The organism is Sneathiella limimaris, assembly GCF_012932565.1.
Taxonomy (GTDB): Bacteria; Pseudomonadota; Alphaproteobacteria; order Sneathiellales; family Sneathiellaceae; genus Sneathiella; species Sneathiella limimaris.
In genome coordinates this window covers 696616-709092 of the sequence record NZ_JABBYJ010000001.1, presented here as the reverse complement: position 1 = coordinate 709092, position 12477 = coordinate 696616, and the positions used below count along the sequence as shown (strand labels likewise).

Below are 12477 nucleotides of genomic sequence, written 5' to 3'. Positions count from 1 at the left end.
GCCTCTCTCTCAAGGACGGTCGGTTAGTCCTTGAAACGGTATCCAACCCCGTAAAGAGTTTCAATAGCCGAAAATTCTGGATCCACAGCCCTGATTTTCTTCCGTAACCGTTTGATATGACTATCAATTGTCCGGTCATCAACATAAATGTTGTCGTCATAAGCTGCATCCATCAGCTGATCCCGGCTTTTCACATGACCAGGTCGGTATGCCAATGCATGTAGGAGCATGAACTCAGTCACGGTCAAAATAACTTCCTTGTCATCCCAGAAGCAGGCATGACGAACACTGTCCAGTTTCAATCGGCCACGGATCAGGACATCCTCATCTTCCCCTTCTTCTGAACTGGATTTGGCTTTATGGCGCCTTAAGACTGTGCGGATCCGTTCAACCAGTAGCCTTTGAGAAAATGGTTTCTTGATATAGTCATCTGCTCCCATCTTCAGCCCGAGAAACTCATCTATCTCATCGTCTTTTGAAGTCAGAAAAATAACAGGAAGATCAGAATTGCGACGGAGTCTGTTTAACATTTCCATCCCATCCATGCGCGGCATCTTAATATCCAGCACAGCAAGATCTGGCGGGTTTTTGTCAAAGGACTCTAAAGCTTCCTCTCCATCCGAAAACTTAGAGACCGAAAAACCTTCTGACTCCAACAGGATGGAGACGGTTGTCAAAACATTGAGATCATCATCTACAAGTGCAATTTTATTGGACATCATGATCTCCTTTTCTCCACGATTCTGTCATAATAAGATCCATAAGCTCTAAATACCATCCCGCTTTTGGCACAATTGTGGCAGATTGAAGGTAACTCAGAGGTATTTAGAACGCTTCGGACTAGATCAAAACACTTTTTGCACTGAATCTGTTTCTAATGAAAACAGAGCGAAACAAAACGAAAAAACTATTTTCTATTCCCCTAGCCAATCAAAAATCACAAATAAAAATTGGTTAATTATTTTCAAAAAAGTTCATTCTGAAAATATTACGAAACCCCGACGAAACAATCATATAAAAACGGAGCTTTTTTGACAGTTTTCTTACTCAAGCTGTTGCAGGAAGTATCCCGGCCCCTTATCCTTCTGCCCCAATAAAAACGCATAATTTTTTCTCTGATATAGCCATGAATGGAGAGGGCATTGGAACAAAAGGGACCTCAGATAAGTTCGTACGGGATTGACCAACAAGGACTTGGTAGTGTGGGCAGGGCATACTGGAACTTATCAGCTCCAGATTTGTATACGGAAGCCTTAAAACGAGACGAAGCCAGCTTATCAGCGGGCGGTGCTTTGGTTGCCATAACCGGCCAGCACACAGGCCGTTCTGCAAATGACAAATTTATTGTTAAAGAAGGTAGCAGCGAAGACAATATTTGGTGGGGCAAGGTCAATAAGCCTTTTGAAGACAGCAAGTTTGCTGGCCTGCATCAGAAAATGATCGAGCACCTGGAAGGCCGCGATGTTTTTGTTCAGGATTGTTATGCGGGTGCGGATGGCGGTCATCGCCTTCCTGTTCGAATTATTACCGAATGCGCCTGGCACAATCTGTTTGCCCGTAACATGTTTATTCAGCCAACCGATGAAGAGCTGAAAAGCTTTGTTCCTGAATTCACTGTTCTGCAATGCCCAAGCCTTGAGGCTAATCCAGAAACAGATGGTACCAGATCCGAAGTTTTCGTTCTGGCAAACTTTGCTGAAAAGCTCGTCATCATTGGCGGCACCTCCTATGCTGGTGAGATCAAGAAATCAGTTTTCTCCATTCTAAACTACCTGCTCCCAGAAAAAGGCGTCCTGCCCATGCATTGCTCTGTGAATGTGAGCAATGATGACGAAAGTGCAGTCTTCTTTGGTCTATCTGGAACCGGAAAGACAACCCTGTCAGCAGATGCCTCTCGCATGTTGATTGGCGATGATGAACATGGCTGGGGTGATGAAGGCGTCTTTAACTTTGAGGGCGGCTGCTATGCCAAGGTTATTCGCCTTTCCGAAGAAGCAGAGCCAGAAATCTATGAAACCACCCGCCGTTTCGGCACTATCCTTGAAAATGTCGTGATGGATGAACGCGGAGAGCTGGATCTGGATGATAATCGGTATACAGAAAATACCCGCGCATCCTATCCCATCGATTTTATTCCAAATGCAAGTGACACTGGTATCGCTGGGAACCCTAAAAATGTGATCATGTTAACCGCAGATGCTTTCGGTGTGCTGCCTCCGATTGCAAAATTAAGCCCTGAACAGGCCATGTATCACTTCCTGTCAGGCTACACAGCGAAGCTTGCTGGCACAGAAAAAGGACTGGGCAACGAGCCACAGGCCACTTTCTCAACCTGCTTTGGCGCTCCGTTTATGCCGCGCCATCCCGCAGTTTATGCCAAACTTTTGGGCGAGAAAATCGATCAGCATAATGTAAATTGTTGGCTCGTAAACACGGGTTGGACAGGTGGGGCCTATGGAACAGGTCATCGCATGCCAATCGCCCATACGAGGGCATTAGTCAATGCGGCTCTCGATGGAACTTTGGCTTCAGTGGAATTTGAGCGGGATCCGTTCTTTGGCCTTGCAATGCCAACCTCCTGTGAAGGAGTTCCAGGCCATATCCTGAACCCTAGAAACACATGGGCCGACAAGGAGGCCTATGACAATCAGGCTGCACATCTGGTCAGCTTGTTTATTGAGAATTTCGAACAGTTCACAGATTATGTCGATGAAGACGTGATGAAATCAGCACCTAAATCCGCCTGATTGTTCACAGATTTAACTAAAAAACCCCTGCTTTGCTGGCAGGGGTTTTTTTGTGTCCGTTACCAGTTTCTTCTGTACCCGTTGAAATAACCTGCTCCATAAGTTTAATGTGATGTTGCAGCCTTCAATTTAAATTTGGGAGGAGAGCTCCAATGGGAAAAGTCCTGCTTGTCTGGCAATTCTGGGCAGTGCTGGCTCCCATTTTTGCCGCGCTTACAGCAATCTTTGCCAAAATCGGTATCGATAATATCAACTCTGATTTTGCCACCTTCATTCGAACGATCGTTGTTCTTTTTGCATTAGGGATCATCCTTTATGGCAGGGGTCAGTTCCAGCCACTCAGTTCCATTTCGGGCAAAACCTATCTTTTTCTTCTGCTTTCAGGTCTCGCAACAGTGGCAACGTGGGTTTGCTATTTTCGGGCACTTAAACTTGGGAACGCTCATCAGGTTGCCCCCGTAGACAAACTCAGTGTGGTTTTCGTCGCCCTTTTTGCTGCCCTATTCTTAGGCGAAAGTATCTCTGGAACTGGTTGGGTTGGGATATCTCTCATTTCTGCGGGTGCAATTGTTCTGGCAATCGGCTAACAAAGTGATTTGAAAGAGGTAAGGGCTTACAATGCGCGATGCAGTAATTTTTGACATGGACGGTCTGATGCTGGACACAGAGCGAGTGGCTAAGCGGACATTCATAGAAAGCTGTACACATTTTGGACTTACCTATGATGAAAAAGTGTATCACAGCTGCATTGGCAGTAACCTAGAGCGAACAGCCCAGATCCTGGAAACCAATATGCCCGGTTTTCAGAAAAACCCGTTCATGACGGACTGGAACGAGCGATATGTGGAAAATGCAGTCCACAAGCCGGTCCCACTCAAAGAAGGTGTTCTGGATTTCCTAAACTACCTGAGTGACAGCGGCATTAAATGCGCTGTGGCTAGCTCCACCCCCGAAATCAATGCAGTTCGAAAACTCGAAAATGCAGGACTTATTGATTTTTTCTCAGCCCTTGTTTTTGGGGATCACGTTGCAAATAGTAAACCCCATCCTGAGATTTACCTGACCGCCGCCCAAAAACTAAACATAAACCCGACACATTGTGCGGCGTTAGAAGATTCCAATAATGGCGTAAAATCTGCCCACGCGGCAGATATGTTGGTTTTCCAAATCCCTGATATGGTTGACCCCACTGACGAAGTTAGGTCACTTGGACACTCAATCATGCCCACAGTCAGTCATGTTCACAGGCTGTTTCTGGACCAATCCAGATAGACAAGTTTTTAAGGACCAAACTAAAAAATTCTGGCTGTCGCTTATAAAGATTGATACAGAAAAGTTCCGCTGACAATAAAGACTTCGCGACCCGAAAATCAAAAGGCTCCCCAAAATGTGGTCCATCTCAATCTCTATCCTGCCTATTTTCCTGTTATTGATGACAGGCTATGGCCTCCGACGGATTGGATTTCCAGGCGAGCATTTTTGGCCACAGGCAGACAAAGTGACCTATTGGGTGCTTTTTCCAGCGCTTCTTTTTTACAGAACAACTACCGCACCGTTGCAAGGAGATATTGTCGGGACCTATGCGCTCGCATTGATCGGCGCACTCACAATCTGTTCTCTCATGGCTGTCTTGGCTTCAAAAGCGATGAAATTCTCAAACGGATTGAGTGGGTCGGTCTTTCAAGGCGCAACCCGACATAACACCTTTATCGCCTTTGCAACTGCTGACATGCTATTTGGGGCAGAGGGACTGTTGTTGGCGGCAGTCGCAACCTCAATTCTTGTCCCCCCGACAAACCTTTATTGTGTTTCAGCGCTCGTGACCTATCAAGGGCAAAGCAATTCTCGAAGTTTAAAGCTGCGGTTATTGCAGGAAATTTTGCGAAACCCTTTGCTTCTTGCGATTGGAACAGGTGTTTTCTGTAACTTAACTGGGATCGGAAAACTGCCAGTCATTCATGACATGGCGGGCATACTGGCAAAAGCGGCCCTACCTTTTGCACTTCTATGTGTGGGCGCTGGTCTTCACATTCAGACCATGCGAACCGAAACCGCCTCGCTCATCATATCCACGTTCGGCAAGCTGATCCTGTTTCCAGCTATCATGATCGGTGTGATCTTTCTGACCGGCCTTGATGGGATCGCCGCTGTAATTCTGGTCATTTATGGCGCAGTTCCAACTGCCAGCTCAGGATACGCGCTTGCCCGGCAGCTTGGCAGTGACGCTGAAGCTATGGCAGCGATCATTACCATCCAAACACTTCTGTCCATGATTACATTACCTGTCTCTGTGGCTCTTGCAATGCATGTTTTTATGGGCTTGTAAAACCGGAAGAAGGGACTAAAAATCCTCTTTAATGGCCGGTTGATCCCCACATAAAGGGCATCCAGGATCTGGTTTGACGCGAACTTTCCGAAAATCAGCATAAAGCGCATCATAGATCAAGAGTTGGCCGGACATACTTTGCCCAATATCCAACAACTCTTTGAGGACTTCTACCGCCTGTAAAGATCCCATTGTACCCGCAAGTGCCCCGAGGACACCTGCCTCGCCACAAGTCCTTGCCACATCCGCAGGCGGAGGCGACGGGAAAATACACCGATAGCAGGGGTGCCCCTCACCCAAATAAGGCTTATAGGTAGAAAGCTGGCCCTCAAACTGCAGCATCGCCGCGGAAACCAAAGGTTTATTCAAGAAATAGCAGGCGTCATTAATCAGAAAACGGGTTTCAAAATTATCCGAACCATCCGCAACCAGATCGTAATATTGAAACAGTTTTCGAACATTACCTCGAATTAATCGTTCTGCATGCGGAACAATTTTAACATCCGGATTAATTCTAGCGACTGCAGCTTTCGCACTTTCAACCTTCGGCGTCCCGATTTGCGCCGTTCCATGCGCGATCTGACGTTGCAGATTGGACAAATCCACAACGTCATCGTCTACAACACCGATCGTGCCCACACCTGCAGCAGCAAGATAGAGGATCAGGGGCGAGCCTAGTCCACCCGCACCGATCACTAAAACCTTGGAATCTAGAAGTTTTTGCTGACCAATACCGCCAACTTCCCGAAGGACTATATGACGCGCATATCGATCAAGCTGGTCATCGGTCAGCATATTGGATCAAATTCCGTCAAAAAGTGCTGTTGTCAAATACCGTTCTGCAAAAGAAGGAATAACAACCACAATATTTTTGCCTGCCATTTCCGGTCTTTCTGCAATTTCAACGGCTGCTGCAAGGGCAGCACCGGAGGAAATACCAGCCGGAATACCCTCTTCCCGTGCTAAAGCCCGTGAAGTTTCAAATGCAGTTTCGTTTCCGATGGTCAGAACTTCATCAATAAGGCTCCGATCCAGGTTATCTGGAACAAAGTTCGCACCAATTCCCTGGATTTTGTGGGGTCCAGGTTGTCCACCGGACAAGATAGGACTGTCTTCTGGCTCGACAGCGACGATTTTGATGTCTTTGTTATGACCTTTCAAGACTGAACCGACACCGGTCAGGGTTCCGCCCGTTCCAACACCCATCACAACTGCATCCACAGTGCCATTCGTGTCGGTCCAGATTTCTTCTGCAGTTGTCACCTTGTGAACGGCAGGATTTGCAGGATTGGAAAACTGCTGCGGAATAACCGCATCACCATATTCTTCCTTCATTTCCTGTGCCCGAAGAACAGCACCGTTCATCCCTTTTGCAGCTTCAGTCAGCTCCAGATTAGCGCCGAGGAGTTTTAACATTTTACGGCGCTCAATAGACATGCTTTCTGGCATCACCAACGTAAGATCATATCCTTTAGCGGCGCAAACAAACGCTAATCCGATTCCTGTATTACCTGAGGTTGGCTCGATAATTTTGGTGTTTTCGTTAATAACACCGGCTTCCTCCATGGCTTCAATCATGGCCAGTGAAATCCGGTCTTTAACGGAAGCCAGTGGATTGAAGAATTCCAATTTTAGAAGAAGATTAGCTTTTAAATTCCGGTTTTTGGCAAAGCGATTGGCCCGAACCAAAGGTGTTCCGCCAATGGTATCCAAAATGCTGTCATAGACTTTACCGCGCGGGGGTACTTTTTCCATTTTAAGTCTCCATTTTATGACCAGAAACGCCGGTTTCCGGGAAAATTTTTGGGTTTGACCGAGGCCAAAGTGCAATCAAATATTAAAATCTGTCGGCGGAACCTGATTTTTGTCCACCTGACAGTCCTGATCTGCTTTCATGCAAAGATCTTCAAGAGTTACGCTATCCAACTGTTTTAACAACGCGTTCTGTGCTTCGATCCACAGAGGTCCGACCACCTTCTGTCCGATCTCCGAGGAGAAAATCTGGACATCTCCATCCGCTTCATCAGCGGCGCTGATCACACGAACGATATCGCCAGCAGTTATCCGACGTCGCTCCCGCGCCAGGCGATAACCTCCGCGCGGCCCACGCACACCTTTTAAAATGCCAGCGTGAACCAATTGCTGCATAACTTGTTCCAGGTAACGCTGCGGGATCCCCTGTCGACGGGTTATCTCCTTTGACTGCACCGGGTCAGGCCGTGCATTGAAAGCGATATCAACGACAGCTTCCAGCGCGTACAGCATTTTCTTAGGTAAGTGTATCATAAGACCTCCTTACCCAGCCGATACACCGGTAGAACCAAACCCGCCCTCACCGCGAGCGGTTTCATCCAGATTATCAACCTCTTGCCAAATACCTTTGGTGACCGGCGCAATGACCATCTGCGCAATGCGATCCCCCCGGTTGATTTCAAACGCTTCTTCCCCAAGATTAATGAGGATTACACCAACCTCTCCCCGATAATCCGCATCAATAGTACCCGGAGTATTCGGCAGAGAAATCCCTTTCTTCAAGGCTAAACCAGACCGGGGCCGAACCTGAGCTTCAAACCCGACAGGTAACGCCATCTTAAAGCCGGTTGGTACAAGTGCCCGTGCCCCTGGCTCTAGAACCAAGGTTTCCGTAACCGCCGCTCGTAAATCCATACCTGCACTACCTTCCGTTTCGTAAGACGGAAGGGGTAGGTCTGCTCCATGAGCTAAACGGGTAATCTGGACATTTACATCTGACATTCAAACTCAACTTTCGAAATGAGCAGCAATACGTGCGGCAATCAAGTCCGCAATTTCTGCTTTTGATTTTTTGGGCCAGTCCTCAACTTCTTTTGGCGTAATCAGGTGAACCTGGTTTTCATCGCCCCCAAAAGTTCCTGTCGCTGGACTGACATCATTTGCAACAATCCAATCACACCCTTTCCGGCTCAGTTTGGATTTCCCGTTTTCAATCACATTTTCCGTTTCGGCAGCGAAACCAACGACCAAACTTGGTCGACCTTTCTGTAACCATGAGATTGTTGCCAAAATATCCGGATTCTCAGCTAACTTAAGATCTGGCAAGGCTCCAGCCTGTTTTTTGACCTTCTGATCAGCAGCATTGGCGACACGCCAATCAGCTACGGCTGCTGCAAACACGGCTGCATCAGCAGGCAATGCCTTTTCGGTAGCGGCCAACATATCGCTCGCACTTTCAACCTCAATGCGATCTACGCCCGAAGGACATTCAAGCCGTGTAGGCCCAGAAACAAGGGTAACTTCAGCACCAAGAGCAGCTAGTGAGGCTGCGATCGCGTATCCCTGCTTGCCGGAAGAGCGGTTGGCAATATACCGAACAGGGTCAATCGGCTCATGGGTTGGGCCAGCTGTCACCACAACCTTCTTTCCAGATAGAGGCCCGGATTTGGCACCGTTTAAGATCTTTTCAATTTCAGTTGCCAAAAACACAGGCTCAACCAGCCGGCCAGGGCCAAACTCACCGCAGGCCATATCCCCTTCATCTGGACCGATGACCGTAATGCCATCTGCCTCTAGCTGTCGAAGGTTCCGTTGAGTTGCTGGATGGGTCCACATACGCACGTTCATTGCCGGCGCGATAACAACAGGCTTATCTGTAGCCATCAATGCCGTAGTTGCCAGATCTGTTGCCAAGCCCGCAGCCATTTTTCCCATCAGATCGGCAGTCGCCGGTGCAACCACCACCAGATCACTACTTCTAGAAAGCTCAATATGGCCCATCTCTGTCTCATCAGTGAGTGAGAACAAGTCGTCATAGACTTTTTCCCCGGACAAAGCGGCCAAGGACAGCGGAGTGACAAATTCCGATCCAGCCTTGGTCAGAATAACCCAGCTTTTAATGCCTCTTTTTGTTAGCTGACGGATCAGCTCTAGGCACTTGTAGGCTGCAATACCACCGCCAATGATCAACAGCACTGATTTTTGAGAGGTCACGATTACCCGCCAATTTCACCAATTTTTTATGTGAATAAAATAGTAACCGTAATATTTTTGTGCAAGGACTAATTATCCAAATATCAAATTATATTTGAAGCAATAGATAAAACGCAGCAGCCCCGGTGATAATGCCGGCAACAAAAACCCAACCTTCGGCAATTGGGCTCTCTTTTCGAGTGCTTTGATCTCGATTACCGACTGTTTCAGCTGCTGATTCCAATCGATCAAGCAGGTGGTCTGCCTTGCTCACGAGCGCAGGAAGTTTCTGAGCAAAAGACAATCCATCTTTGACAATTTGAGCAGCCTTAGCTTCTGGCCCCATATTTTCCCGCATCCAAGCCTCCACCGTTGGATGGGAGACTTCCCAGAAATTCACATCCGGGTTCATACTCTGAGCGACACCTTCTGCAGTAACCATTGTCTTCTGAAGAAGAAGAAGCTGGGGCTGAGTTTCCATCTCGAAGGTTTCTGTGATCTGGAACAGCTGCACTAACAGGCGAGCGATGGAAATTTCACTGACCGGTTTTCCAAGGATCGGCTCTCCTATTGACCGGCAGGCTTGGGTGAAAGCATCTAGCGATTTATTAGGTGGTACATATCCAGCCTCAAAATGAACCTCAGCCGCCCGCCGATAATCCCCTATTAAAAATGCATACAGCATCTCTGCCATAAACAAGCGCGTCTGACGGTCCATCCTCCCCATGATTCCAAAATCCACGGCAACAAGGGTTCCGTCCTCGCGCACAAACAAGTTCCCATGATGCATGTCAGCATGGAAAAAACCATCCCGAAGGACCTGATCCAAAAAAACCCGGATCACTGTTGAAGAAACCCTTTCAAGATCATGCCCGGCCTCAACCAGCTCATCCCGTTTGGAAAGGCTAATGCCTTCAATCCGCTCCTGGGTCATCACACGTTTTGCTGTCCGCTGCCAGTCAATCTCAGGAACCGCAAAATCTGGATCATCCGCAAAATTTTCAGCCAATTCTGCTGCGGCTGCAGCCTCCAGCCGCAAATCCATCTCAAGCGAGACGGATTGTTCGAGAATTTCAACAATTTTCCGAAGCCGTAACCTGCGAAATGCGGGCTGGAACCGCTCAACCAGATCTGCAATCCAGAAAAAGAGCCTCAAATCCTGCTGAAACGCTTCTTCAATTCCAGGACGTAGAACTTTAATGGCGACCTTTCTGCGCTCAATACTAACTGCCTCCGGATCATCTTCAGTCGGTGCAGGGATTGTCTCTTCAACTTCTGCAAAATGAACCTGAGCGATAGACGCCGCCGCTACCGGTTGATTTTCGAAAGACACAAATAGGTCGGAAAGCTTCCCTTCCAGTTCATATTCAATGGTTTCTTTGGCTTCTTCAAAAGAAAAGGGCGGCAATCGATCCCGCAAATTCCCAAGATCAAGGGCTATCTCCTCGCCCAGCAGATCAGAACGAACAGAAAGCGCCTGACCCAATTTAATGAAGCTAGGACCCAACTCACGGAGAGCTTCAGCCAGTCTCTCCCCTTTTCGAAGGTGTTTGGATGACTTAGCCCCTATCGCAAATACAGGAAGAAGTTTCAGTCCGATCTTGACCAATACTGGTGCTTTTTCCAGTTCATTGACCAGAAACAGGGCATCATGCCGGGCAAGAATACGGACAACCCTTAACAGGCGGAAAAAATTTGAGAAGAGACTCAGCACAGACGCCCCCTATATCCGCCAGGCGGAATGGATCGCAGCAATACCTCCGGAGAGAATTCGATACTTCACCTGACCAAGCCCGGCTTCTTCAATCATCTTTTTAAAAGTGTCCGCATCTGGAAACTTTCGGATACTTTCAACGAGATATTTATAAGAAGCCTCATCATTCGCAACGGCGCCACCGATTTTTGGCAGGATCTTGAACGAGTAGAGATCATAAAACTCTTTCAAAACTGGCAGGGTTACTTTGCTGAACTCAAGGCACATAAAACGGCCACCTGGTTTCAAGACCCGGCGGGCCTCACGTAGCGCTGCCGGAATATCGGTTACATTTCTGATACCGAACGCAATCGTATAAGCATCAACAGATTTATCCGGTAATGGCAAAGCCATGGCATCTCCGTTAACCCAGTCGTAGCCAGATAGCCGCCCCTGATCGAGAGCCCGTTCCTGGCCGACAGACAACATGGCGTGATTAATATCAAGGACGGTAACTTTCGCATTGCCGTCTACCCGATCCATAAACTTAAATGCAATATCACCGGTTCCACCTGCGACATCCAGCAGATGTTGACCCGGTTGCGGGTTTAGCCAATCGATCATGGCTGTTTTCCATAGACGATGAACGCCGCCGCTCATCAGGTCATTCATCAGGTCGTAATTTTCAGCAACGCTGTCGAAAACACCGCGAACTAAACCGGCCTTTTCATCAACCGGAACATCGCGAAAGCCAAAATGGGTAGTATTGTTGTCTGGACCAGAGGACGCGGAGGTTTTGTTCTCTTCAGTCGATGTCATTTAAGTCCCCATATCGATGGCAAAAATTCCATCCTGTTTTGCTTAAAATAAGACCATAGCGCAAGTCTCTATTTAGGTCTAATCTCTGGCCATGCCAGAATTACCTGAAGTCGAAACGGTTGTTCGAGGTCTGGAACAGGCTTTGCTCAACGATAAATTTACAAAAATTACCCTCAATCGGCCGGATCTCAGATTTCCGTTTGCGCCGAACTTTGCGTCAGCTTTGACTGGGAAATCCATTGAATCCATAAGCCGGCGGGCAAAATATCTACTGCTCACACTCAAGGATGGGACAGTGCTCATTGGTCATTTGGGCATGTCCGGCAGTTTCCGAATTGAAAATGCACAGGTAACTGCTGTCGACAAACACGACCATATTATATTCGAGACAGAAAAAGGGGTTCGCGTTCGATATCACGACCCTCGGCGATTTGGGTTTATGCTGCTGACAACGCTAGCGGACATGGAAAACCACCCGCAACTCAAAAACATCGGACCAGAACCGCTTGGAAACGAGTTCAGTGGCCCCATCTTAAGTGCAGCGTTAAAGGGGAGAAAAGGGCCTATAAAAACGGCATTGCTAGACCAGAAAGTAGTTGCCGGAGTTGGTAACATATATGCCTGTGAAGCATTATACCGTGCCCGGATTTCGCCAAAGCGAATTGCAGGTACGATTACCGGCAAGAGAGCGGAAAGACTTGCTGAAGCCATCAAACAAGTGTTGAGAGAGGCGATCCTGTCCGGTGGCTCGACCCTCCGGAATTACAGTAGAACCGATGGAGAACTTGGATATTTTCAGCATCAGTTTCTGGTCTACGATCAAGAAGGAAGTCCTTGCCCCTCTCCCGGCTGTGAAAAGCCCATTCAACGGATCGTTCAATCCGGCCGGTCCACTTTCTATTGTTCATCTTGTCAACGATAACGGATTGATTAATAAGCTGGGGCCT

At 47.8% G+C, this 12477-nt stretch carries 13 protein-coding genes; 5 read left to right on the top strand and 8 right to left on the bottom strand.

Annotated elements, in window-relative coordinates:
* Positions 1-23: 23 nt before the first annotated feature.
* Complete coding sequence (locus tag HH301_RS03390) at positions 24-719, bottom strand: response regulator transcription factor (protein WP_169566663.1); 696 nt, start codon at positions 717-719, stop codon at positions 24-26.
* Positions 720-1142: 423 nt separating this feature from the next.
* On the opposite strand from HH301_RS03390, the gene HH301_RS03385 reads away from it, so the two are divergent.
* From HH301_RS03385 to HH301_RS03370, 4 genes are all read left to right on the top strand, one after another.
* The gene (locus HH301_RS03385; protein ID WP_169566661.1) at positions 1143-2747 is read left to right on the top strand and encodes a phosphoenolpyruvate carboxykinase; all 1605 of its coding nucleotides are present in this window, start codon (positions 1143-1145) and stop codon (positions 2745-2747) included.
* Between the two features lie 152 nt (positions 2748-2899).
* On the top strand, positions 2900-3334 hold the full coding sequence (locus tag HH301_RS03380) for an EamA family transporter (protein ID WP_169566659.1): 435 nt from the start codon (positions 2900-2902) through the stop codon (positions 3332-3334).
* 31 nt (positions 3335-3365) lie between these two features.
* Positions 3366-4019: an HAD family hydrolase gene (locus HH301_RS03375; protein ID WP_169566657.1), complete on the top strand. Its 654-nt coding sequence runs from the start codon at positions 3366-3368 to the stop codon at positions 4017-4019.
* A gap of 115 nt (positions 4020-4134) precedes the next feature.
* Positions 4135-5073, top strand: a complete 939-nt coding sequence (locus HH301_RS03370; RefSeq protein ID WP_169566656.1) for an AEC family transporter — start codon at positions 4135-4137, stop codon at positions 5071-5073.
* A gap of 15 nt (positions 5074-5088) precedes the next feature.
* Here HH301_RS03370 and HH301_RS03365 read toward each other — a convergent pair whose 3' ends face one another.
* From HH301_RS03365 to ubiE, 7 genes are all read right to left on the bottom strand, one after another.
* Positions 5089-5868 carry a HesA/MoeB/ThiF family protein gene (locus tag HH301_RS03365; RefSeq protein WP_169566655.1) on the bottom strand — a complete coding sequence of 260 codons (780 nt, stop codon included), beginning with the start codon at positions 5866-5868 and terminating at the stop codon, positions 5089-5091.
* A 6-nt stretch (positions 5869-5874) separates the two neighbouring features.
* Complete coding sequence (gene cysK / locus HH301_RS03360) at positions 5875-6828, bottom strand: cysteine synthase A (protein ID WP_169566654.1); 954 nt, start codon at positions 6826-6828, stop codon at positions 5875-5877.
* Positions 6829-6903: 75 nt separating this feature from the next.
* Positions 6904-7359, bottom strand: coding sequence for an RrF2 family transcriptional regulator (locus HH301_RS03355; protein ID WP_169566653.1), 456 nt, complete (start codon positions 7357-7359; stop codon positions 6904-6906).
* Between the two features lie 9 nt (positions 7360-7368).
* A complete protein-coding gene (gene dut / locus HH301_RS03350) occupies positions 7369-7827 on the bottom strand; it encodes a dUTP diphosphatase (RefSeq protein WP_169566652.1) in 459 nt (152 codons plus the stop codon).
* 6 nt (positions 7828-7833) lie between these two features.
* Positions 7834-9039, bottom strand: a complete 1206-nt coding sequence (gene coaBC / locus HH301_RS03345) for a bifunctional phosphopantothenoylcysteine decarboxylase/phosphopantothenate--cysteine ligase CoaBC (protein ID WP_206378143.1) — start codon at positions 9037-9039, stop codon at positions 7834-7836.
* Positions 9040-9127: 88 nt separating this feature from the next.
* Positions 9128-10732, bottom strand: coding sequence for a 2-polyprenylphenol 6-hydroxylase (ubiB, locus tag HH301_RS03340; protein ID WP_169566651.1), 1605 nt, complete (start codon positions 10730-10732; stop codon positions 9128-9130).
* A gap of 9 nt (positions 10733-10741) precedes the next feature.
* Positions 10742-11530 carry a bifunctional demethylmenaquinone methyltransferase/2-methoxy-6-polyprenyl-1,4-benzoquinol methylase UbiE gene (gene ubiE, locus HH301_RS03335; protein ID WP_169566650.1) on the bottom strand — a complete coding sequence of 263 codons (789 nt, stop codon included), beginning with the start codon at positions 11528-11530 and terminating at the stop codon, positions 10742-10744.
* 91 nt (positions 11531-11621) lie between these two features.
* On the opposite strand from ubiE, the gene mutM reads away from it, so the two are divergent.
* Positions 11622-12452 carry a bifunctional DNA-formamidopyrimidine glycosylase/DNA-(apurinic or apyrimidinic site) lyase gene (mutM, locus tag HH301_RS03330; RefSeq protein WP_169566649.1) on the top strand — a complete coding sequence of 277 codons (831 nt, stop codon included), beginning with the start codon at positions 11622-11624 and terminating at the stop codon, positions 12450-12452.
* Positions 12453-12477: the final 25 nt, after the last annotated feature.

Excerpts from the sequence above, each read along its gene's own strand:
- HH301_RS03390 (WP_169566663.1), bottom strand. The coding sequence starts at position 719 with ATGTCCAATAAAATTGCACTTGTAGATGATGATCTCAATGTTTTGACA.
- HH301_RS03380 (WP_169566659.1), top strand. The coding sequence starts at position 2,900 with ATGGGAAAAGTCCTGCTTGTCTGGCAATTCTGGGCAGTGCTGGCTCCC.
- HH301_RS03355 (WP_169566653.1), bottom strand. The coding sequence starts at position 7,359 with ATGATACACTTACCTAAGAAAATGCTGTACGCGCTGGAAGCTGTCGTT.
- mutM (WP_169566649.1), top strand. The coding sequence starts at position 11,622 with ATGCCAGAATTACCTGAAGTCGAAACGGTTGTTCGAGGTCTGGAACAG.
- HH301_RS03370 (WP_169566656.1), top strand. The coding sequence starts at position 4,135 with ATGTGGTCCATCTCAATCTCTATCCTGCCTATTTTCCTGTTATTGATG.
- HH301_RS03365 (WP_169566655.1), bottom strand. The coding sequence starts at position 5,868 with ATGCTGACCGATGACCAGCTTGATCGATATGCGCGTCATATAGTCCTT.
- HH301_RS03375 (WP_169566657.1), top strand. The coding sequence starts at position 3,366 with ATGCGCGATGCAGTAATTTTTGACATGGACGGTCTGATGCTGGACACA.
- cysK (WP_169566654.1), bottom strand. The coding sequence starts at position 6,828 with ATGGAAAAAGTACCCCCGCGCGGTAAAGTCTATGACAGCATTTTGGAT.
- ubiE (WP_169566650.1), bottom strand. The coding sequence starts at position 11,530 with ATGACATCGACTGAAGAGAACAAAACCTCCGCGTCCTCTGGTCCAGAC.
- dut (WP_169566652.1), bottom strand. The coding sequence starts at position 7,827 with ATGTCAGATGTAAATGTCCAGATTACCCGTTTAGCTCATGGAGCAGAC.